Annotated in this window: 20 protein-coding genes; 11 read left to right on the plus strand and 9 right to left on the minus strand. The window is 62.7% G+C overall.

What is annotated here, in order from left to right; all coding sequences use genetic code 11:
• Positions 1-141 precede the first annotated feature (141 nt).
• The 6 genes from ACTJKT_RS03530 (at position 142) to ACTJKT_RS03555 (ending at position 7,593) form a co-directional block, all read left to right on the plus strand.
• Positions 142-1,707, plus strand: coding sequence for an MBOAT family O-acyltransferase (locus tag ACTJKT_RS03530; protein ID WP_440786204.1), 1,566 nt, complete (start codon positions 142-144; stop codon positions 1,705-1,707).
• 11 nt (positions 1,708-1,718) lie between these two features.
• Positions 1,719-2,897: an alginate O-acetyltransferase gene (locus ACTJKT_RS03535; protein WP_440786205.1), complete on the plus strand. Its 1,179-nt coding sequence runs from the start codon at positions 1,719-1,721 to the stop codon at positions 2,895-2,897.
• 16 nt (positions 2,898-2,913) lie between these two features.
• Positions 2,914-3,567: an alginate O-acetyltransferase AlgF gene (locus tag ACTJKT_RS03540; protein WP_440786206.1), complete on the plus strand. Its 654-nt coding sequence runs from the start codon at positions 2,914-2,916 to the stop codon at positions 3,565-3,567.
• 174 nt (positions 3,568-3,741) lie between these two features.
• Entirely contained in the window at positions 3,742-5,193 is a 1,452-nt protein-coding gene (locus ACTJKT_RS03545; RefSeq protein WP_440786207.1) for a mannose-1-phosphate guanylyltransferase/mannose-6-phosphate isomerase, read from the plus strand.
• A 572-nt stretch (positions 5,194-5,765) separates the two neighbouring features.
• On the plus strand, positions 5,766-6,737 hold the full coding sequence (locus ACTJKT_RS03550) for a hypothetical protein (protein WP_440786346.1): 972 nt from the start codon (positions 5,766-5,768) through the stop codon (positions 6,735-6,737).
• A gap of 463 nt (positions 6,738-7,200) precedes the next feature.
• Positions 7,201-7,593, plus strand: a complete 393-nt coding sequence (locus tag ACTJKT_RS03555; protein WP_440786347.1) for a hypothetical protein — start codon at positions 7,201-7,203, stop codon at positions 7,591-7,593.
• 118 nt (positions 7,594-7,711) lie between these two features.
• Here ACTJKT_RS03555 and ACTJKT_RS03560 read toward each other — a convergent pair whose 3' ends face one another.
• The 5 genes from ACTJKT_RS03560 to ACTJKT_RS03580 all read right to left on the minus strand — a co-directional run bounded on the left by ACTJKT_RS03560 (position 7,712) and on the right by ACTJKT_RS03580 (position 10,580).
• Positions 7,712-8,425, minus strand: a complete 714-nt coding sequence (locus ACTJKT_RS03560) for an Imm52 family immunity protein (protein ID WP_440786208.1) — start codon at positions 8,423-8,425, stop codon at positions 7,712-7,714.
• 14 nt (positions 8,426-8,439) lie between these two features.
• Positions 8,440-8,895 carry a Tox-REase-5 domain-containing protein gene (locus ACTJKT_RS03565; RefSeq protein WP_440786209.1) on the minus strand — a complete coding sequence of 152 codons (456 nt, stop codon included), beginning with the start codon at positions 8,893-8,895 and terminating at the stop codon, positions 8,440-8,442.
• Between the two features lie 365 nt (positions 8,896-9,260).
• Positions 9,261-9,647: a hypothetical protein gene (locus tag ACTJKT_RS03570; protein WP_440786210.1), complete on the minus strand. Its 387-nt coding sequence runs from the start codon at positions 9,645-9,647 to the stop codon at positions 9,261-9,263.
• A complete protein-coding gene (locus tag ACTJKT_RS03575; RefSeq protein WP_440786211.1) occupies positions 9,640-10,176 on the minus strand; it encodes a DUF4123 domain-containing protein in 537 nt (178 codons plus the stop codon). The genes ACTJKT_RS03570 and ACTJKT_RS03575 overlap by 8 nt, the downstream gene beginning before the upstream one ends.
• Positions 10,173-10,580 carry a PAAR domain-containing protein gene (locus ACTJKT_RS03580; protein WP_097305550.1) on the minus strand — a complete coding sequence of 136 codons (408 nt, stop codon included), beginning with the start codon at positions 10,578-10,580 and terminating at the stop codon, positions 10,173-10,175. The genes ACTJKT_RS03575 and ACTJKT_RS03580 overlap by 4 nt, the downstream gene beginning before the upstream one ends.
• A gap of 184 nt (positions 10,581-10,764) precedes the next feature.
• Between ACTJKT_RS03580 and ACTJKT_RS03585 the strand changes: the two genes are divergently transcribed.
• The 4 genes from ACTJKT_RS03585 to ACTJKT_RS03600 all read left to right on the plus strand — a co-directional run bounded on the left by ACTJKT_RS03585 (position 10,765) and on the right by ACTJKT_RS03600 (position 14,583).
• Positions 10,765-11,229 carry a multidrug transporter gene (locus ACTJKT_RS03585; protein WP_440786212.1) on the plus strand — a complete coding sequence of 155 codons (465 nt, stop codon included), beginning with the start codon at positions 10,765-10,767 and terminating at the stop codon, positions 11,227-11,229.
• A 35-nt stretch (positions 11,230-11,264) separates the two neighbouring features.
• Positions 11,265-12,089, plus strand: a complete 825-nt coding sequence (locus ACTJKT_RS03590; protein ID WP_440786213.1) for an SDR family oxidoreductase — start codon at positions 11,265-11,267, stop codon at positions 12,087-12,089.
• Positions 12,090-12,324: 235 nt separating this feature from the next.
• Entirely contained in the window at positions 12,325-13,320 is a 996-nt protein-coding gene (locus tag ACTJKT_RS03595) for a hypothetical protein (RefSeq protein WP_440786214.1), read from the plus strand.
• Between the two features lie 237 nt (positions 13,321-13,557).
• A complete protein-coding gene (locus ACTJKT_RS03600; RefSeq protein WP_440786215.1) occupies positions 13,558-14,583 on the plus strand; it encodes a sel1 repeat family protein in 1,026 nt (341 codons plus the stop codon).
• A 108-nt stretch (positions 14,584-14,691) separates the two neighbouring features.
• Here the strand turns inward: ACTJKT_RS03600 and ACTJKT_RS03605 are convergent, their stop codons facing one another.
• Genes ACTJKT_RS03605 through ACTJKT_RS03620 form a run of 4 tightly spaced genes read right to left on the minus strand, consistent with a single transcriptional unit; the run spans position 14,692 to position 19,502 of the window.
• Positions 14,692-15,558 (minus strand): efflux RND transporter periplasmic adaptor subunit, encoded by an 867-nt coding sequence (locus tag ACTJKT_RS03605; protein WP_440786216.1) that lies wholly within the window; start codon positions 15,556-15,558, stop codon positions 14,692-14,694.
• 10 nt (positions 15,559-15,568) lie between these two features.
• Positions 15,569-15,769: a DUF1656 domain-containing protein gene (locus ACTJKT_RS03610; protein ID WP_007930063.1), complete on the minus strand. Its 201-nt coding sequence runs from the start codon at positions 15,767-15,769 to the stop codon at positions 15,569-15,571.
• The gene (locus ACTJKT_RS03615) at positions 15,759-17,966 is read right to left on the minus strand and encodes an FUSC family protein (protein WP_440786217.1); all 2,208 of its coding nucleotides are present in this window, start codon (positions 17,964-17,966) and stop codon (positions 15,759-15,761) included. Before ACTJKT_RS03615 ends, ACTJKT_RS03610 begins: the two co-directional genes overlap by 11 nt.
• A 24-nt stretch (positions 17,967-17,990) precedes the next feature.
• On the minus strand, positions 17,991-19,502 hold the full coding sequence (locus tag ACTJKT_RS03620; RefSeq protein ID WP_440786218.1) for an efflux transporter outer membrane subunit: 1,512 nt from the start codon (positions 19,500-19,502) through the stop codon (positions 17,991-17,993).
• A gap of 263 nt (positions 19,503-19,765) precedes the next feature.
• On the opposite strand from ACTJKT_RS03620, the gene ACTJKT_RS03625 reads away from it, so the two are divergent.
• Positions 19,766-20,734 carry a LysR family transcriptional regulator gene (locus ACTJKT_RS03625; RefSeq protein WP_440786219.1) on the plus strand — a complete coding sequence of 323 codons (969 nt, stop codon included), beginning with the start codon at positions 19,766-19,768 and terminating at the stop codon, positions 20,732-20,734.
• Positions 20,735-20,745 lie beyond the last annotated feature (11 nt).

Below are 20,745 nucleotides of genomic sequence, written 5' to 3' on the forward strand. Positions count from 1 at the left end.
CCTCGCTCCTACAGGGGCGTTGTGATGGTCCATACGGACGCCAGACGGCGTCGGTGAATGCAATACACCTCCCCGGTTTTTCACGGGGGGGTTTGGGGGGGCTCCGGCCCTTTACTGTTGGTCAAACATGGAGAGATCGGGATGGTTTTCTCATCCAATGTGTTCCTGTTCCTGTTCTTGCCGATCTTTCTCGGCTTGTACTACCTGAGCGGGCAACGCTATCGCAACCTGCTGCTGCTGATCGCCAGCTACGTGTTCTATGCCTGGTGGCGGGTGGACTTCCTGGCGCTGTTCGCCGGCGTCACCCTGTGGAACTACTGGATCGGCCTGAAAGTCGGTGCCGCCGGGGTCAGGACCAAACCGGCCCAACGCTGGCTGCTGCTCGGCGTGGCGGTGGACCTGTGCATCCTCGGCTACTTCAAGTACGCCAACTTCGGTGTGGACAGCCTCAACGCGATCATGACCTCCATGGGTCTGGAGCCGTTTATCCTGACCCACGTGCTGTTGCCGATCGGTATCTCGTTCTACATCTTCGAGTCCATCAGCTACATCATCGACGTCTACCGCGGCGACACCCCGGCGACCCGCAACCTGATCGACTTCGCGGCGTTCGTGGCGATCTTCCCGCACCTGATCGCCGGCCCGGTGCTGCGCTTTCGCGACCTGGCCGACCAGTTCAACAACCGCACCCACACCCTGGACAAGTTCTCCGAAGGCTGCACGCGCTTCATGCAGGGCTTCATCAAGAAGGTGTTCATCGCCGACACCCTGGCAGTGGTCGCCGACCATTGCTTCGCCCTGCAGAACCCGAGCACCGGCGACGCCTGGCTCGGCGCCCTGGCCTACACCGCGCAGCTGTACTTCGACTTCTCCGGCTACAGCGACATGGCCATCGGCCTGGGCCTGATGATGGGTTTCCGCTTCATGGAAAACTTCAAGCAGCCGTACATCAGCCAGTCGATCACCGAGTTCTGGCGGCGCTGGCACATCAGCCTGTCGACCTGGCTGCGCGACTACCTGTACATCACCCTGGGCGGTAACCGCAAAGGCACGCTGATGACCTATCGCAACCTGTTCCTGACCATGCTGCTCGGTGGTCTGTGGCACGGCGCGAACATCACCTACGTGGTCTGGGGCGCCTGGCACGGCATGTGGCTGGCGATCGAGAAGGCCCTGGGCATCAACACCACCCCACGCAGCCTGAACCCGATCCGCTGGGCGCTGACCTTCCTGCTGGTGGTGATGGGCTGGGTGATCTTCCGCGCCGAGAACCTGCACGTCGCCGGGCGCATGTACGGCGCCATGTTCAGCTTCGGCGACTGGTCGCTGTCGGAACTCAACCGCGCCAGCCTCACCGGCCTGCAAGTGGCGACCCTGGTCGTGGCCTACGCCACCCTGGCGTTCTTCGGCCTGCGTGACCTGTATCGCAACCCGATGCCGGTCAAGAGCAAGCCTGAAGTCAACACCGAGGCCGACGGTCCGGCCACCGCCCAGCCTGGCCTGATCAAGGCCGTACCGGGGGACAAGCCGGGCAGCATCCACCAGCCGGGCTACAGCGTGGGCGTCGAAGCCCAGGTACAACCGGCCTACTGGGTCGCCGACTGGCCGCGTTATGTGATGCGCGCCCTGGTGCTGCTGCTGTTCATCGCCTCGATTCTCAAACTCTCGGCGCAAAGCTTCTCGCCGTTCCTTTACTTCCAGTTCTGAGGGATCTGACCATGACCCGCTCATTACGCGTCTTCTACATCGCCCTGTTCCTGGTGACCCTGATGGTCCTGGGCCTGTGGTCGGTGCGCAGCTTCTTCGGCTTCAGCACCAACAACGACGCCACCGTGCTCAACGGTCGCTGGGCCAAGGCCGTGGAAACCCACTACGACGACGAGTTCCCGATCAAGCGCCTGGGCACCAACCTGTGGGCGGCCCTGGACTTCAAGCTGTTCAACGAAGGTCGTCCGGGCGTGGTGCTCGGCCGCGACCAGTGGCTGTACAGCGATGAAGAGTTCCACCCGATCGTCAACGAAGAACTCAACCTGCAAGGCAACTACGCGCTGGTCGAAGGCGTGCGCCAGGCCCTGAAAGAGAAAGGCGTGAAACTGGTGATGGCGATAGTGCCGGCCAAGGTGCGCCTGTACCCGGAACACCTGGGCGACGTCCAGCCGGCCAGCATCCACGCCAACCTCTATAAGGATTTCCACGCCCGCGTGGCGGCCGACAAGATCCTCGCCCCCGACCTGCTGGGCCCGCTGCAACAGGCCAAGCAGAACGGCCAGCAAGTGTTCCTGCGCACCGACACCCACTGGACCCCGGCCGGCGCCGAAGTCGCCGCCAATCAGTTGGCCAAGGCGATTGCCGAAAAGGCACCGCTGATGGGCCAGCCGCAACGCTTCGTCACCGAAGCCGAGCAGACCGTGGTGCACAAGGGCGACCTGCGCCTGTTCCTGCCCCTGGACCCGCTGTTCGAGGACCTGATGCCGGCCAAGGAGCCGCTGCAAAAACGCGTGACCCGCGCCGCCGACGATCAGCCGGCCGCCGACGACGCACTGTTCGCCGACAACGAAGTGCCGGTGGCCCTGGTGGGCACCAGCTACAGCGCCAACCCCAACTGGAATTTTGTCGGCGCGCTCAAAGAGGCCCTGCACAGCGACGTGGTCAGCTACGCCGAGGACGGCCACGGCCCGGTGCTGCCGATGCTCAGCTACCTGAAAAGCGATGCCTTCAAGAACAGCCCGCCCCAGGTGCTGATCTGGGAATTCCCCGAACGATATCTGCCGGTCAATAACGATATCGGCGACGCCGACCCGCAGTGGGTCGCAGAGCTCAAACAAGCCGGCGCCCGCCAACAGAACGTAGCAATCAATACCAACAAATCCGAGACGCCCGATCGGGCGCAAAACTGAAAGAGAGGTGACACCCATGACTTTCACTATCACTCCGCGTCGTCTCGCCAAGGCAATCACACTGGCTGCCGGCATGAGCGTCCTGTCCCTGCCCGCCTTCGCCGGCGACGCCGCCCTCTACGGCCCGACCGCGCCCAAAGGTTCGTCCTTCGTGCGTCTCTACAACGCCAGCAACCAGGAAGTCAGCGCCACCGTCGGCAGCACCAATGTCAGCGACGTCGCGCCGCTGGCCAGCAGTGACTTCAGCTTCATGCCCGGCGGCGACTACACCGCCAAGGTCGGCAGCCAGAGCCTGCCGGTGAAACTCGCCGCCGACCACTATTACACCCTGGTCAACAACGCCAGCGGCCAGCCGCAACTGATCGAGGAACCGCCGTTCAAGAACAAGCAGAAGTCCCTGGTCCGGGTGCAGAACCTGAGCGACAAGGCCCTGACCCTGAAGACCGCCGACGGCAAGACCGACGTGGTCCAGGCGGTAGCCGCCAAGGGCCGTGGCGAACGTGAAATCAACCCGGTGAAGGTCAGCTTCGCGCTGTACGAAGGCGAGAAAAAAGTCAGCGACCTCAAGCCGGTCGCCCTGGAGCGCGGCGAAGCCGCAGTGCTCTACGTCACCGGCAATGGCAGCAGCCTGTCGCCAGTCTGGGTCAAGCGCCCGGTCTCGACGCGCTGATATGAATTTTCCGGCTTGACGCTCCCCTGTAGGAGCCAGGCTTGCCGGCGATGNCCGGCAAGCCTGGCTCCTACGGAGGAACGCTTGGTCAATCCGGATACGCAACAAAAACAAGAGAGTGAAACGACAGAACGCAGTAGCTCTAACCCAAACGATTTTTGAAGGAGTAACAACATGATTCCGGTGATCTTGTCAGGTGGTAGTGGCTCACGTCTTTGGCCGCTTTCGCGCAAGCAATTCCCTAAACAGTTCCTCGCCCTGACCGGCGAACACACGCTGTTCCAGCAAACCCTCGAGCGCCTGGTGTTCGAAGGCATGGACACGCCGATCGTGGTCTGCAACAAGGACCACCGCTTCATCGTCAACGAACAGCTGGCGGCGCGCAAACTCGAAGCCCAGCGCATCCTGATGGAGCCGTTCGGGCGCAACACCGCGCCGGCCGTGGCCCTGACCGCGATGATGCTGGTCAACGAAGGTCGCGACGAGCTGATGCTGGTGCTGCCGGCCGACCACGTGCTGGAAGACCAGAAAGCCCTGCAACGCGCCCTGGCCCTGGCCACCGTGGCCGCCGAGCGCGGCGAGATGGTGCTGTTCGGCGTGCCGGCCTCCAAGCCGGAAACCGGTTATGGCTACATCAAGTCGACCAACGATGCGCTGCTGCCGGAAGGCGTGAGCCGCGTCTCGCACTTCGTCGAGAAACCCGACGTCAAGCGCGCCACCGAGTTCGTCGAGGCCGGCGGCTACTTCTGGAACAGCGGCATGTTCCTGTTCCGCGCCAGCCGCTTCCTCGAAGAGCTGAAAAAGCACGACCCGGACATCTACGACACCTGCCTGCTGACCCTGGAGCGCAGTGCCCAGGACGCCGACACCGTGGACATCGACCCGGCCACCTTCGCCTGCTGCCCGGACAACTCCATCGACTACGCGGTGATGGAAAAGACCCAGCGCGCCTGCGTGGTGCCGCTGAGCGCCGGCTGGAGCGACGTGGGCTGCTGGTCGTCGCTGTGGGACGTGCACGAGAAGGACGCCAACGGCAACGTCAGCAAGGGCGATGTGGTGATCCAGGACAGCCGCAATTGCATGATCCACGGCAACGGCAAACTGGTGTCGGTGATCGGCCTGGAAAACATCGTAGTGGTGGAAACCAAGGACGCCATGATGATCGCCCACAAGGACAAGGTCCAAGGCGTGAAGCAGCTGGTCAACACCCTCAACGAACAGGGCCGCAGCGAAACCCAGAACCACTGCGAGGTCTACCGTCCGTGGGGCTCCTACGACTCGGTGGACATGGGCGGGCGCTTCCAGGTCAAGCACATCTCGGTCAAGCCGGGCGCGTGCCTGTCCCTGCAGATGCACCACCACCGCGCCGAACACTGGATCGTGGTCAGCGGCACCGCCGAAGTCACCTGCGACGAGAACGTGTTCCTGCTCACCGAAAACCAGTCCACCTACATCCCGATCGCCTCGGTGCACCGCCTGCGCAACCCGGGCAAGATCCCGCTGGAGATCATCGAAGTGCAATCGGGCAGCTACCTGGGCGAAGACGACATCGAACGCTTCGAAGACATCTACGGCCGCTCCACCCCAGTGGAACGCGGCGTCGCGGTGAAAACCATCGCCCAGTAACCCGCCAGAACAAGAAGCCCCCGTCCAGCCGACTGCGTCCCCTATCCGCAGCCGGTTGGGCGGGGGCTTTTTTATGCCCGGGCGCCTGCCCTCCTCTTGCGCGAATGATCCCCTGTAGCCGCTGCCGCAGGCTGCGATAAGGCCAAAGGCCTTCCTGCGATCTCAAGATCCTGCGCCTGCTACGCAGTCGATCGCAGCCTTCGGCAGCGGCTACAGAGGGTGCTTTCCCCCATTCCTACATGACATTTAGAAAGCGCCACTGGGCGTTTCAGATAGCTCTCAACGACTTCATCCCTGTCGCTGTTTAGTGTTTCGCGAGGCTAGAAAACACAGCGAAAACAGCAATGGCCGAGCAACCCTCCGGCAACAAATACACCACCGACTCCCGTGGCGAACCGACGCCGATGCCCCGTGTGCTGCGCCCCGCCAACCCGAATCCACCACTGCCAGGCGCACGTACCAAAAACACCTCGATACTGACCACACCTCAAGGCCTTGACGCTCCTGCGAAACCCTCACAGGTCCAGCCCTCTACGCCTGTCGCCCCAGGCTTCTACATCGTGCCCCGGAGCATGCCGCTGAGCGAACTGCAGCGCCGTCTGTTCGACAGCCCTTCGCCGGGCGTCCTGGCCAAATACCTGTCGCTCAATCCAGGCCTTGGCGCTACGGTCAAGGCCGGCAGCCTGATCGTGCTCAGCGATCCGGCCAACCACGCCTGCACCTACGAGGAAGCGCAACTCATGCTCGCCGCCGAGCAGGTCAGGATCGCCCTCGAACCCCTGACGCCCGAAGCCGCCGACTTCATGGTTCGCCATCAGGCCGAGATCGTCAGTTTCACCAGCCAGGCCTCGACCTGGCTGGGCATCGGCACCTCGGTGCTGGGCAAACACCTGGACAAACTACGCGAGACCTTGCAAGACATGGAACGCCTGCATCAGGACAGCTACCGCCAACACGGCCACCTCAGATCCCCCGAGTTCCTCGCCCGCCGCCGGCGCCTGCTGGCACAGCTGGACGCGCAACTGCTGAACTCCACCCGCCTGCGCGGCTACACGCCCCTGGGCGACCACCCCAAACTGAAAACCGCCCTCGGCCTCTCCAGCCGCAGCCTGGTGCACCACTGGAACAAAGCCGGCGCCCCTGGCCAGATCCCGGGATACGCCACCCACGTGAACGCCGTCAGCCGTGCGGCGAAGTACATGCAGGCGGGTGGGTATATTGGCATTGCCATTGGTGGGGTTTCGTCGGCGTTGAGGGTTCAGGAGGTTTGTCAGGCGGGGTCGGGGGATGAGAGTTGCAGGAAGGTGATGTTTACTGAGACGGGGAAGTTTGCAGGTACGACAGTGGGAGGAATATTTGGCACTGAAGCTGGAATGGCAGGAAGCAGGCTTATTTGTGCAGCGCTCGGAGCCTCTACCGCAATTGGCGGGGTGCTATGTGTTGCAACCTTGGTAGGCGTAGGCACATCGCTGGGGACAGACTCTGGTGATGTGGTTGGGGAGAGAATTGGGGAAATTATTTATGAGAGAACGCAGCCATGGTAGATGAAAAATTCTGGTATTCCTGGATGGCTCTTGCACTACTCCTCTGCCCGATTCTGCTAGCCCTTGTAAGCCTTACATTCAGCTACTACTTAAGCCGCCGCTACCTGCGGGAAATGTTGGAAGCATTGCGGGAAAGTTCTTACTTTCATCGATGGACTGAGAGACTCCAGTACGAGGGATGCTTCGAACATTTCCTAATGTTTATCAGTGTTCGAGGAATGATGCTCTTCCCTAACGCAGGCGTTCGCAGAGGCTTCCTTTGCGCCAAGGATGTACACAACTTTCCTCCACGACTGAAACGCCTTCTGGCTATAAAAAACACTCTGGATGGTGTTGTGATCGTATGGACAGTAATTGTTTACACACTTTTGAAACTGGATAGTTGAAGGCATCACAACAGCTATTCACAGGTGATGAGCCTGGAGAAAACAGGGGAAGATATTTACGAGGTAACACGACCAGGATGGGAAAAAGTTTTTGGTACTCATGGTCAGGTCTCGTGCTGGTCGCCAGCCCACTTCTACTGGGCGTGATAGACATCTCGTTCAGCTACTACCTGAGTCGACGTTACCTAAGAGAGATACTGGATGCCCTGCAGCGGAGCCAGCACTTTTATCGCTGGACCGACAGCCTTCCTCACAAGGGATGGTTCACGCATTTTCTAATGTTAGCCGCCGTTCGAGGATCGATGCTTTGGCCTGGCCCTGCAGTTCGCAGAGGCTTTCTTTCCTCGGAAGACATAGACAACTTCCCTCCCCATCTCCAGCGCCTGCTGACCACCAGAAACTGGATGGATGTCGTGCTTCTGGTCTGGGGCTCGATTATGTATGCACTGTTGAAACTGACTAAGCACTGAACGTGGCTCGCGGGTACGGATGCAGTAGCACTGTCGCAGCACCATCCAGTTGGCTGTGGCTCCTATCCACAGCCGGCTGGATGGGGGATTCTTTTATGCCCGGGCCAGGCCCGCTGAGCTAGTTAATGAACAGCGGCAGATAACCCAACTCCACCAACTTGATATCGATCTCCGCCACTCGCTGGACATCAGCCCGTTTGCCCTCATCCATCACCTGTGGACAACTCACGATCAGCGTGCCGCGTTTTGGAATGTCAATGAGCTGGTCGGCGCTCGGAAAATCCCCGGCCCGCAACACCTGTGGACAAAACCCGACCCAGCCGAGGGTCTGCCGGTCCTTGAACACCTTGGTGCGCAAATAGTGGTCTTTTGGCGCAAGCACACACCAGTCAAGTTCAGGCCACAGTTCAACGGCCAACTGGATGATGCCGATCACCACCGGTTTCACATCAGGGATGGCTGCCACGAGCGCCCCGCCATCCTCGAAGCGCATGCTGGCGACGGAGTCCAGGTCGTGTGCGTTGTAATGAAAGGCCAACCCGCCCTTCAGGGGATCATCCAGGCCATTCCACACGGAAAACTGCAATTTCGTGGGGAAGTCGTCGTTATGGTTGCTCCGGGCCTCTTCACGCAGGTACTCGAAGTTGTCATTGATCCGCTTGCGCAGGGACTCCTCCCTGGAACCGCCCTGCAGATACCAGTCCCGCAGCAGAGGATGGATCTCGCCAAGGCCCCGGAAAAAGCGCTCGGCTCTTTCCAACTGCGCCTCATGCGGGACCGCGGAGATCTTCTGTTTGTCGAAACGCAGAACGAATGAAAATTTTCTGAACAAGCGCTCGTCCTCAGTCAGGCTTCAAAAACACGGTCGGGATTTTCACGGCGGTACTCATCCCACTCTTTCTGCTCTTTTGCACGTTGCTTGATGTACTCATCATGATCCTTGGTGCCCGGCATCGGGTTCCAGTAGGCGGTCAGGTTGGTGAGCCCCTTCTCCGCATACTGTTCGGCACAATACTCATAGACCACCCTTTGCAGGAAATGCCATTCCACCGAAACCGGCGGGCTGGGCCGGGCTTTCAGGGAATGTATCTCGGCCGGGGTAATCAGGGTTTTCTCCACATTGGCCCAAGGGCGCGGCAGCCCGACAAGCGGAATGAACATGAACGCGTAATTGGCCTTGGCTTCCAGCAAGGTGCAACGCGGTTTGTCGAAACCATCCCACCAGGTGTTGTTCCACCACCACTCGTAGGGCGTCGGGAAAGCAGTCACCCACGCCTGATAGAGCGCGGACTGGGCGGACATACTATGACCTTTGCCGTTGTTGGGTATCGTCATGGTCCCCTGCTCGGGGGGGCATTTCACACAGTCCTTGTCCCGTTTGACCTTGCAGTCGCGCTCGGCTTCCCGAGTCCGTTCAGCGGTCGTCGGAGGCGCATCCACCCTGGGTTTTGCCTGGGGTTGCGTCTGCGGCAAAGGGACGGGCTGCGGGATTGGCCGGGGCGCCGGCAGTGGCTGAGTGGGCCTGGGAGCCGGCATCGGCATTGGCCGTGGAGGGGGCATCGGCAGCCTGGGAGTCGGGGCTGGAATCTCGAATGGTAAACGTGGCCCCAAGCGAGGCGTCATGCGTAGAGCCATGGGCCCTGTGCTTGGCAGAATCCCCAATCCACTCATGGTCGAATCTCCCCGGCGGCTTGCATGTCCCGCCAGTGCTGCATGTTCATCCTGAACGCCACGATATCCTCGTAATCCTCGAACCGCCGCTCGGGGCTATCCGCTACAGGCCTGTTCATGAACTCGATAAAGGCCGGCTGCTTGTCAAAGTCGGTAAAGGTCAATCCATGTCGCACAAAATGCTCGACGGACTCGGGCTCCCCGATGCCAAAACTCCACGCACGCTCACGCAGGTCTTTCAACATCTGTAGAGCCGGCATCAGGCCCTTTCTGGACAACCATTCAGGGTTCTCCTGCTGTACTTCCAGTAACAACCGCTCAAACACTTCGTTCTGACGAATGTCATCCAGTTGTGAAAGCTGCTCGGCACTCAACTCAAACATGCTGCTCCCCCACCTGCTCGACACCGTAGCTGAGATAGCAACCTTGCAGGGGTTGCCAGACCAGCCAGTCCTGGACATGACGCATGAGCTGCTGGATCTGGGAGGGTGATATCACCTTGTCCAGCGCACGCCTGACCTCGGGACTGTAGTAACGAAACAGTGCTCGGCGCCCATCCGGCATTTGGCTGAACAACAAGCTCTGGTGATAATCGCGCAGGACGTCGAAAGGCTGATCACTCCAAAGCCAGGAGACCATCGGCGCCTGCTGGTCCCGCCTAATCAGCCAATTGCCGAATGCCCCGTGCAAACCGCTCCTGGAGTCTGGAAACTCGACCAGTACCGGGCCGGCATGGCTAATTTCATCCAGTGCGCCTGCGCTCAGGAGCCAGTGAAAACGGATGCTGTCGCCCGCCTCTTCAAGGCGTTTGTTCAACGTCAGATAGCGGGCACCATCGATAAGGGCAAGCAGTCTGGACGACGGACCGGTGGGTTCCGAGAGCCGCCAGAATAAAGAGCCGACACGCCTCATGCGCTGCTCCCCAGTGCTTCCAGCGGGACAAAGGTCTGATTGCGCTGAGCGGCCAGCAGCAGGCACTTCAAACATAATCCGGGTACGGAGGGGAGTGCGGCTACTGCGGAGGACGCCGCACCGCCGCCGCTGTTGCCGATGATGATCGTCCCCGAACCACCCACAACCACATTGCCGTGACTGCCCAGGGAACCCAGGACAGCGACCGGTTTTCCGTTGATCAGTACGTTGGGAATGACATTGGCGTTCAATGCCGAACCGCAAGCGGTCGGGTCACCCTCCCGTGCGGCGGGCAGGTGATCAAAGAGGACATCAGGCGAGCCACTGGTTATCGGATTGGTACCGTGACCAGGCAAAGGGCAGGCGGTTGGATCGCCAACGCGCGCGGCAGGTTTCCCAGACATTTCAACTTCCCTATCGAAACTGGCTAGAAAACCGACTCTGCCGAATGCTCGAAAAACAGACAATCCTCAATCCTTTTCAAAATCTTTCCGAAATGCCGCGCCCTCTCCGTCCTGGGATCAGGGTTGGCCAATCCCACCTACGCTTAGGTAGGATGACGGCTCTATTTCCCCCGAGGTTCACCTCATGTTCATCGGCGTTCTGCTGGTTATCACCTGGCTGATCCTGCTGGTCCGCTACCCCGCCAAGGCCTTGCCGGTGTCCATGGCCGCCGCTTTCGGCCTGGGCCTGGTGGCGGTGTGGGTGGTCTGGCTGGACAACCGCGAAGCCCAGCAACTGGCGCGCCTGGAATTGCGTATCAGCTACGCTCCCGAGCATTGCCCGGCGGATCGTCCGCTGCTGTTGAAGATGAACAATGGCAACGATGTGCCGCTGACCGAACTGCGCTGGCGCGTCGCCGCCTACGCCCCCGGCGATACCGTGAACCTCGCAGACAACCAGTACAGCGCCCCACGTTATCGCGGCCCCGGCGAGTTGCAGGCCGGCGCCAATTGGCAAGACTGCCTGCCCCTGCCGCCACTGCGCCCCGGCTATCGCCCGCAAACCCTGGAGTTTCGCGCCGAGCGCTTGCAGGGTAGTTTCTCCGACTGATTCCCCCTTCCCTCTTTTTGCACAAGGACCGCGCCATGCCCGTTGCGCTGATCACCGGTTGTTCCAGCGGCATCGGCCGCGCCCTGGCGGATGTTTTCAAGGCCGCCGGCTTCACCGTGCTGCCCACCGCCCGCCGGGCCGAGGACGTGGCCATGCTGCAAGCCGCGGGTTTCGACGCGGTGCGACTGGACGTCAACGACGGCCCGGCGCTCGCTGCCTTGGGCGAGCGCATCAACCAGCAACACGGCGGCCTCGACCTGCTGATCAACAATGCCGGCTACGGTGCCATGGGCCCGCTGCTGGATGGCGGTGTCGAGGCCATGCAGCGGCAGTTCGAAACCAATGTGTTCGCCCTGGTCGGCGTGACCCGGGCGCTGTTCCCGGTGCTGCGCCGCAGCCGAGGACTGGTGGTGAATATCGGCAGCGTGTCGGGGGTGCTGGTCACGCCTTTTGCCGGTGCCTACTGCGCCTCCAAGGCGGCGGTACATGCCTTGAGCGATGCACTGCGCATGGAGCTGGCGCCGTTCGGCATCCGGGTGATGGAGGTCCAGCCAGGGGCCATCGCCTCGAGCTTCGCCAAGAATGCCGGGCATCAAGCCGAGCAATTGCTCACCGAACAATCGCCTTGGTGGCCGCTGCGCGAAGGCATCCGCGCACGGGCCAGGGCCTCACAGGACCACCCAACGCCCGCCAATGAATTTGCCGCCAGGCTGCTCAAGGCGGTGCAGCAGGACAAGCCTGCGCGTCTGGTCCGGATTGGTAATGGCAGCCGCGCATTGCCGTTGATGGCCAGCCTGTTGCCCAGAGGCTTGCTGGACAAGGTGCTGATGAAGCGTTTTGGTCTGGGCGCAAAGCTGTAACGGTCGATCACTGGCGGCGGAATGTCGCCCGACCGTTCCCACAGGTTCCAGCAAGCTCCATGTAGGAGCTGGCTTGCCAGCGACGCAAGTGGTTGTACCCACCCCCAATCCCAGTAGAATGCGCGCACTCGAGGCCTCCAGGGCCTCGATCAGGCCGCATGGATCGCTGGCGAACCGCTGAAACTCCCCCTCTTCCATGCTCGCCGCCATTCAATCGTCGATCAGGGAATATCCATTGAAACCTCAACACCTGCTGCCGTTGGTATTGGTCACCGCGCTTATCGGCTGCACGCCGTCGCCAGACGAGGAGCTGAACGCCACCCTGCCCCAGCTCAGCCTCAAGGAGCTGTTGCCGCAAGCCGTCGCCAACGAGTACTGCAACCCCAAGCTGGACAGCGACCTGCTGTATGGCATCGGCTACCAGCTGTACAACGACGACAAACCCGAGCAAGCCCGCAACTGCCTGATCATGGCCGCGCCCACCCACGACCGGGCCCTGTGCTACCTGGCGAGCATCACGGAACAGGACAGCAGCAAGGACAGCGCCGAGCGCGACCGCGAAGCCTTCGGCTACATGGCCTATTCAGCGGGGAAGAATGACTCCTGCGCCGAGTTCGGCATGTTCCAGAACTTCACCTACGGCATGCGCGGGCAGACCCCGGACAGCGACCTGGGCCTGCGCTGGCTGGAACGCTCCGCGCGTCACGGCGATGCGGATGCGCAACAGACCCTGGTGCGCCTGCATAGCAACAAAGGCAATCTGCCGCTGGCCTACAGCTGGGCCAAGGTCCTCGATGACCAGGCACAGATCGACGCCTTGAAACAACGGATGAACCCGCAGCAACTCAGCGAAGGCGAACAAGGCTTCGAGCAACTGAGCAAGATCGTCACCAGCAAGGACGCGGTGCGCAAAGAAGCCCGCGAGGAGAACATCGCGGTGTACTCGGCGAACATCCATATGGAATACCCCGAGACCTTCAAGGGCCTGTCCGTGGCCGAGCGTCATGCCCTCATGGAGCAGGCCGTGGCCAGGGTGAGCGCCCGTCCCGAGTTCAGCACCCGTGGCCAGCTCTACGCTTATGTGATCATCACGCGCCAGGCCCAGTTGCAGAAGGCCGGCGTCGATGTGCTGCAAAATCCGCAGATTGCACAACTGCTCAGCGACAAAGAGCTGCAGGTGGATGAGGCGGTGAAGAAGGCCGGGGTCATTCTCGGTCAGACAGCCCTGTAACGCCGCCCGTGCGCCAGGGGCGGCGCTTGCTTACAAGCCCACCCCTGCCGCGCCGTTCGACTTGTCCCCTCTTGCAATCCCCGTAGAATGCACGCCCTTGAGCGCTTGCGCCCAAACAGCATGGAATCGCTGGCGTCGACACTGAAGCACGGAACGGCTCAAGCTCCCTTTCTCGCGTCTTGCCCCTGCCTGATTCCATGCGCGCCTTTAATTCAATCGCAGATCAGGGAATATCCATTGAAATCGTTCAACGTGCTGCCACTGGCATTGGCTGTCTTGCTGGCGGCCTGCGCCACCACGGCTCCAGAAAAAACCGAGCCGAAAATCCCCGAACTGAATGACACCCTGCCCAAGCTGACGCTGGAAAGCGTCTTGCCCAAGGTCAGTGCCAACGAATACTGCAACCCGGCCATGGACGCCGATGTGCTGTACGGCGCCGGTTACAAGCTGTACGAGGCCGAGGACTACACGAACGCCAAGAGCTGCTTCGCCATGGCCGCGCCGAACTACACCCGGGCGTTCTGCTACCTGTCCACCAGCACCGATCAGGAAACGGACAGACCCAAGGCTGAGCGCGACCGCGAGTCCTTCAACTACATCGCCTACTCGGCGTCGCAGAACGACTGGTGCGCCGAGTACGGCATGTACGCCACCTACTGGTTCGGCGACAAGGACATCCCTCAAGACAAGCATCTGGCCGTCCGCTGGCTAGAGCGCTCGGCCCTGCATGGCAACCCGGAACCGCAGCAGAGCCTGGCCGACGCCGCCGAAGAGTCTGGCGACCTGGTGAAGGCCTATGCCTGGCTGAAGGTCATCGATAACACCGAAGACACCAGCCAGCTGGATGCCTTGAAAGGCAAGATGAGCCCGGAGCAACTGGCCGAAGGCGAACAACGCTTCAGCGAGCTGAAGGCGCGCGTGACCAGCAAGCAGGTGATGTACGACGAGGCGCGGGCTGAGGAGGTGGCCATTTTCTCGGCCGAGATCCATTTCGATATCCCCGACCTGTTCAAGGGCATGACGACGGCCGAGCGCCAGGCCTTTGTCAAAGCGGCCATCGCCAAGGCCCGGGACAGCGGCAAGTTCAAGCTGCATTACGCGGTGACCCAGTACATCATCGTCTCGCGGCTGGCCCAGCAGCGTTACCCCGGTGTCGACGTGCTGCAGAACCCGAAGCTGGTGGTCGCCATCAACCACCTTGACGACGGCTTGGAAGCTACGGCGAAGAAGTCCCTGGCGATCATGCAGAAAAGCTACAAGTAACCCTGGTTCCCCGGCGCGCCAGCGCCTGGTCGCCCGCCGTCTCCCGCAAGATATTGTGGGAGACGGCTCGCCAGAGATGCCGCGCAGGCACGCCCGGCAGCGCCCCGATCACTGTGCCTCCCCACTCTCCTTCACCACCACCGTGCAGGTAATCCCCGCCGCCAGCAGCACGCCGTCCGGCACTTCGTCGATATGGATGCGCACAGGCACGCGCTGGGCCAGGCGTACCCAGTTGAAGGTCGGGTTGACGTCGGCGACCAGCTCGCGGCTTTCCGGGTTGTCGCGGTCGTAGATGCCGCGGGAAATACTTTCCACATGGCCCTTGAGCACCTCGCCGCTCATCAGTTGCATATCGGCCTTATCGCCGACGCGCACATGGGGCAGCTTGGTTTCCTCGAAGAAGCCGTAGACCCAGAACGAATGCATGTCGACCACCGCCATCTTCGGCTCGCCGATGCGCGCATAGTCGCCGCGGTGCACGTTGAGGTTGGTCACGTAACCATCCACCGCGGCGCGCACCTGGGTGCGCTTGAGGTTGAGCTCGGCTGCTTCCAGCTGGGCCTGGGCCTGCTGGTAGTCGGCCAGGGCCGAGTCGGCGATGTTGCTGGCGTCGTCGCGGTTTTCCTTGGAGATCACCAGGTTGTCCAGATCGGCGCGGCGGTGGGCGTTGACCTTGCGCATCTCCCAGGTGGCCTTTCTCGAAGCCACCAGCGACTGCGCCTGCTTGACCGCGATCTGGTAGTGCTCGGGGTCGATCTGCATCAGCAGGTCGCCCTTTTTCACCAGTTGGTTGTCGCGCACCGGCACGTCCACCACTTCCCCGGTGACGTCGGCGGCGACGTTGATGATGTCGGCGCGCACCCGGCCATCGCGGGTCCACGGCGTGTTCATGTAATGCACCCACAGGGTGCGGCCGATCCACAGGGCCAGGGCCAGCACCAGCAGGGTCGCGAGCAGGCTGAAAAACTTTTTCATCGTGGGACTCTCAACGGTAAACAGTGAGCGCCATGGCGCCGAACAGACAGCAGAACAGGCTCAGGCGCAGCAGCGCCGGGTGCCAGAAAAAACGGTACAGGTCATAACCCGAGATGAAGCGGTCCAGGGCCCAGGCCAGGGCCGCGGCGATGAAGAACATCAGGGTCATGGTCGGCATGTACACGCCGTGGAAGGCGATTTCACGAGGCATGTTCAAGTCCTTGGATCGGGGCCTGTACGGCTGGCGGCGCGGCATAGACGGCCAGCGGCGATTGCGGGTCGAGCAATGAAGTACGGATGAAGTGCAGGTAGCTCTTCACCCGGCGCAACACCGAGGTATCGAAGTGCGGGGCGAAGGGTTCGTCGCTGGCCTGGACCCGGCTGATCGCGTGATCGACCGCGACCAGCGCGCGCTCCAGGTTGCTCTGGCTCGGTTGCAGGAACAGCCGCACCAGCGAGCGGCCCATCACCCGGATCGCCTGGCGCCACGGCTGGGATTCGGCGTAGGCCGGGTGCACCGGAAGGATCGCCTGCTCCTTGCGCAGCTCGATAATGGCGTGCCCCACCTCCAGCACCACGAACATCCAGCGCAGCAGCTCGCGCTGCACCTGCGGCTGCCCCGCCGCCAGGCCATAGGCCTGGTGCAGCAGGTCGCGGGTGCGGCTTTCGAAGCTCGACGCCAGGCCCTTGAGCTTGCCGCTGATGGCGTACACCACCTGGCCGCGCAGGTCCTGCTCCAGGCGGCGCCACAACCAGCGGCTGTTGGGCGGCAGGATGATCGCCCCGGCGGCGGCGCAGACCAGCATGCCCATGATCATGGCGATGTAGTCGTTGATGAAGGCGTAGGGGTTGTAGAGGGTCAGGTTGTCCGGCACCGAACCGGTGCTGAAGAAGATCAGCAGGCCCAGGCCCACGCCGGCATATTGCGGGCGTGAAGCGAGGAACGAACCCAGCACTATCACCGGCGCCAGCATCACACAGAGCAACGGAAACCCGTCGATCCAGGGGAACACGAAGAACATCTCGACAAAGCCGACCACGGCCCCGATCAATGTGCCGCAGGCCATCTGGAAGGCCATGCGTTTCGGGTTCGGCGTGGCGGCCGAGAGGCCGACGGTGGCCGCCGCGATCAGGGTCATGGTGGCGCCGCTGGGCCAGGCGGTGGCGACCCAGTAACTGCCAAGCACGATCAGGATGAACGAGGCGCGGATCCCCGAGGCGGCCGAGGCCAGCCAGTTGGTCTGTGGGGTGAAGGGCTCGTCCCAGCGCTCGCGCTCGTGGCTGTGTTCGGCCAGGGAGGCGTGGGTCTGGGCATAGCTGTGCAGCTCGTCGACGAAGCGATAAAGCAGCTCATAGGCGGTGTGGAAATCCAGCTGCTCGGCATCGCTCGGTTCGTGCTCCTGGAACAGCGCGCGCATGCTGCGCACCCGCGCCGGCAGCTCGGCCTTGTAGCTCGCCAGCTGCTCGGCCAGGCGCGCGGCATCGGGGCTGGTCAGGGCGCGGCCGGAGAACCCGTCCAGCAGTTCGGCAAGGTCCTGCAACCCCGGCTTGATCGCCGCCAGCACATACTCGGCCTGGCTGCTGCGCAGGCGTTCGAGCAACTGGTGCAGGGCGTTGAAACGGGTGGTGATGCCCATGAACTCGCTGTTCAAGCGGCTCAGGCGGCCGTTGCGCCGACGCATGTGCGGGTCCTCGAACACCGTGACGCTGCGCAGGCCTTCCAGGCCCACCGCTTCGGCGATGAAGCGCACGTTGCCGCTCTCGAACGCGTCGCGCTGGCTGCGGCCGCGCAAACCGTCGGTGACGAACAGGGCGAACACCCCGAAGCGCTGGTACAAGGCGTTGCGCATCGCCGCGCTGGCGGTCTGCGGCAGGATCGCGGCGCTGACCAGGGTGGAGCAGAGAATCCCCAGGGAGATCTCCAGCACCCGCCATACCGCCGCCATAAAGGCCCCGTCCGGATGGGCCAGGGCCGGCAAGCCGACCATCGCCGCGGTGTAGCCGGCGAGCACGAAACCGTAGGCGCGGAAGTTGCGATAACGGGCGGCGCCGGCCGAGCAGATGCCGACCCAGATCGCCAGCGAACCGAGGAACAGTTCAGTGTTCTGGGCGAACAGGGCGATCAGCGCCACCATCACCGCCGAGCCGGCCAGGGTGCCGAGAAAGCGGTAGAAGCTCTTGGCGAACACCTGGCCGCTCTGCGGCTGCATGACGATGAACACGGTGATCATCGCCGTGCGCGGTTGCGGCAGCTCCAGGCGCATGGCCAGCCACAGGGTGAGGAACGCAGCAGCCAGGACCTTGAAGATATAGACCCAGGTCACGCCGTCGCTGCGTGCCCAGTCGAAGAAACCCCGGCGCCATTCAAGGGAGTACAGCCAGCGCAAGGGTGCAGGCAAGGGAGTCATGACAAGCTTCTCGGTGGTCGGCTGTTAATGGTCAAAGATGGCGAGCGCGGCCGGGGTCTTGCTCGGTTGGGTCCGGCTGTCCTCGGGCACATCCCGTCCCGCCTCCAGACCGCCGCCCAGGGCCGTCACCAGCTCGGCATGGGCGCTCAGGCGCGCGGCCTGGACCTGCTGCTGGACCTGCTGCTGGCGGAACAGCATGCCCTGGGCATTGAGCACATTGAGGTAGTCGGTGAGGCCACGCTGGAAGGCGACCATGGCAATGTCGTAGGTCTTCTGCGCCGACGCCACCGACTCGGCGGCGAACTCGGCCTGCTTGTCCATGGACTCGCGGCGGATCAACTGGTCGGAGATGTTCTTCAGGGCGTTGACCAGGGTCTGGTTGTAGTGGGCCACGGCGATGTCATAACCGGCCGCGGCCTCGCCCAGCTCGGCGCGCAGGCGGCCGCCGTCGAAGATCGGCAAGGATATGGCCGGGCCGACGTTGTAGTTGAGCTTCTTGCCGGTGAGGAACTCCAGCGCCCCGCCGCCGGTGGCCATATAGCCGAGGCTGCCCACCAGGTCGACGTTGGGGTAGAAGCCGGCGTGGGCGACATCGATGCCGCGCGCCTGGGCCGCCACCTGCCAGCGGCTGGCGACCACGTCCGGACGCTGGCCGAGCAGTTCGGCGGGCAGGGCCGACGGCAGTTTCAGCGGCGCGGCCAGGGACAGGCTCGGCCGTTGCAACTGCGCGCCCGCCCCCGGCCCCTTGCCGGCCAGGGCGGCGATCTGGTTGCGGCCCAGGGCGATTTCTTCGTCCAGGGCGTCCAGCTGGCGATGGGTTTCCGGCAGCGGGGTCTGCGCCTGGCTGACTTCGAAATGGGTGCCGATGCCGCCGGCCAGGCGCTTTTGCGCCAGTTCAAGAATCTGTTCCTGCTGCTTCAGGGTGGCCAGGACGATGTCACGCTGGGCGTATTGCAGCGACAGCTGGATATAGGCGCGCACCACATTGTTCTGCAGTTCCAACTGGGCCTGGCGCCCCTCGGCGGCGCTCATGTGCGCCAGGTCCACGGCGCGCTCGCTGGCATTGCTTTCCCGGCCCCAGAGGTCGAGGGCGTAGCTGAAGCCGAGCGCGGCGTTGTTGTCCCAGGTGGTGCTATTGGCCAGCTCGCCCGGGCCGTAGAACTGGTCGGTGGGCCAGTTGTGGCGCTTGAGGGTAGCGTCGCCCTTGATCTGCAGCGACTCGGCCGACTCGGCGATGCCGGCCATGGCACGCGCCTGGCGCACCCGGGCGGCGGCCATGGCCATGCTCGGGCTGCCCTGCACGGCCAGGCTCACCCACTGGTTCAACTGCGCATCGCCATAGGCCTGCCACCACTGGGCGGCAGGCCAGCGGGCGTCGCGCGCGGCGCTCTGGATCGCCTCGTCGGTGGCCAGTGTATTGGCCGGTAGTGCCTTGCCTTGCGGGGCAATGCCCCCGGTTCCGATGCAGCCGCTGATTGCTAACGATAAAGCCCAAACACTGAGAGTCTTCAGCTCTCTGCTGATGCGACGCGGCACTGCTGCGAATTCCTGAAATAGGGAGAAGGCGGATCCCTGTAGGAGCGAGCTTGCTCGCCAGACGGTGTCACTGACCCACCGCATTGCACGGGGCTCCGGCAGCCGGCCCCTACAGATCGGCGCAATTCTAGGCGGCGGGCTTTGCGGCGATAAGCTGGGATTCCTGTGAATCTTTATTACCGTTCGCGCGATAATCCCTTGGTGGAATAGCCAACAATCTGTTACTTCGTGTCACAATTTGCCATCTCCCGAGAGAGCACCCCATGGACACTTTGCAAAACATGCGCGCCTTCAGCTGTGTCGCCGAAGCCGGCAGCTTCACCGCCGCCGCCGTCCAGCTCGACACCACGACGGCCAACGTCTCGCGCGCGGTCTCCAATCTGGAGGCCCATCTGCAAACCCGCTTGCTCAACCGCACCACTCGCCGCATCGCCCTCACGGAGGCCGGCAAGCGCTACCTGCTGCGCTGCGAGCAGATCCTGGCCTACGTCGAAGAGGCCGAGGCCGAGGCCAGCGACGCCCATGCGCGTCCGTCCGGCCAGCTGAAAGTGCACACCATGACCGGCATCGGCCAGCACTATGTGATCGACGCCATCGCCCGGTACCGCAAGTCGCACCCGGACGTGACCTTCGACCTGACCCTGGCCAACCGCGTGCCGGACCTGCTGGACGAGGGCTACGACGTGTCCATCGTGCTGGCCAGCGAACTGCCGGACTCGGGTTTCGTCTCCCAGCGCCTGGGCATCACCTACAGCATCGTCTGCGCCTCGCCGGCCTATGTGAAGGCCAATGGCTGCCCGACCAGCCCCAGCGACCTGTCGAACCATGCCTGCCTGCGCCTGGTGAGCCCGGTGATCGCCCTGGACAAATGGCTGTTCGACGGCCCCGAGGGCCAGGAAGGGGTCACCCTCAACGGCTCGCCGTTCCTGGTGAACTCCGCCGACGCGCTGAAAACCGCGATCACCAGCGGCATGGGCCTGGGGGTGCTGCCGGTGTACGCGGCCATCGAGGGCCTGCGCAACGGCACCCTGGTGCGGGTCATGCCCAAGTACCGCTCCCAGGAGCTGAACCTGTACGCCATCTACCCGTCGCGCCAGTACCTGGACGCCAAGATCAAGACCTGGGTCGAGTACCTGCGCAATACCCTGCCGGAGATTCTCGCCGCCCATCAGGCGGAGCTGGCGGCCTATGAACTGAGCGGCGGCCTCAGCGGCGTGCGCATGACCAATTGAACAAAGCCCTT

Origin of the sequence: Pseudomonas sp. 22526, assembly GCF_052044735.1 — a bacterium.
In the GTDB taxonomy this organism is placed as follows: Bacteria; Pseudomonadota; Gammaproteobacteria; order Pseudomonadales; family Pseudomonadaceae; genus Aquipseudomonas; species Aquipseudomonas piscium.

Coding starts and splice junctions, on each gene's coding strand:
- ACTJKT_RS03545 (WP_440786207.1), top strand. CDS start 3,742: ATGATTCCGGTGATCTTGTCAGGTGGTAGTGGCTCACGTCTTTGGCCG.
- ACTJKT_RS03590 (WP_440786213.1), top strand. CDS start 11,265: ATGCCCGTTGCGCTGATCACCGGTTGTTCCAGCGGCATCGGCCGCGCC.
- ACTJKT_RS03530 (WP_440786204.1), top strand. CDS start 142: ATGGTTTTCTCATCCAATGTGTTCCTGTTCCTGTTCTTGCCGATCTTT.
- ACTJKT_RS03580 (WP_097305550.1), bottom strand. CDS start 10,580: ATGTCTGGGAAACCTGCCGCGCGCGTTGGCGATCCAACCGCCTGCCCT.
- ACTJKT_RS03605 (WP_440786216.1), bottom strand. CDS start 15,558: ATGAAAAAGTTTTTCAGCCTGCTCGCGACCCTGCTGGTGCTGGCCCTG.
- ACTJKT_RS03540 (WP_440786206.1), top strand. CDS start 2,914: ATGACTTTCACTATCACTCCGCGTCGTCTCGCCAAGGCAATCACACTG.
- ACTJKT_RS03610 (WP_007930063.1), bottom strand. CDS start 15,769: ATGCCTCGTGAAATCGCCTTCCACGGCGTGTACATGCCGACCATGACC.
- ACTJKT_RS03575 (WP_440786211.1), bottom strand. CDS start 10,176: ATGAGGCGTGTCGGCTCTTTATTCTGGCGGCTCTCGGAACCCACCGGT.
- ACTJKT_RS03570 (WP_440786210.1), bottom strand. CDS start 9,647: ATGTTTGAGTTGAGTGCCGAGCAGCTTTCACAACTGGATGACATTCGT.
- ACTJKT_RS03585 (WP_440786212.1), top strand. CDS start 10,765: ATGTTCATCGGCGTTCTGCTGGTTATCACCTGGCTGATCCTGCTGGTC.
- ACTJKT_RS03555 (WP_440786347.1), top strand. CDS start 7,201: ATGGGAAAAAGTTTTTGGTACTCATGGTCAGGTCTCGTGCTGGTCGCC.
- ACTJKT_RS03535 (WP_440786205.1), top strand. CDS start 1,719: ATGACCCGCTCATTACGCGTCTTCTACATCGCCCTGTTCCTGGTGACC.
- ACTJKT_RS03625 (WP_440786219.1), top strand. CDS start 19,766: ATGGACACTTTGCAAAACATGCGCGCCTTCAGCTGTGTCGCCGAAGCC.
- ACTJKT_RS03565 (WP_440786209.1), bottom strand. CDS start 8,895: ATGTCCGCCCAGTCCGCGCTCTATCAGGCGTGGGTGACTGCTTTCCCG.
- ACTJKT_RS03550 (WP_440786346.1), top strand. CDS start 5,766: ATGCCGCTGAGCGAACTGCAGCGCCGTCTGTTCGACAGCCCTTCGCCG.
- ACTJKT_RS03615 (WP_440786217.1), bottom strand. CDS start 17,966: ATGACTCCCTTGCCTGCACCCTTGCGCTGGCTGTACTCCCTTGAATGG.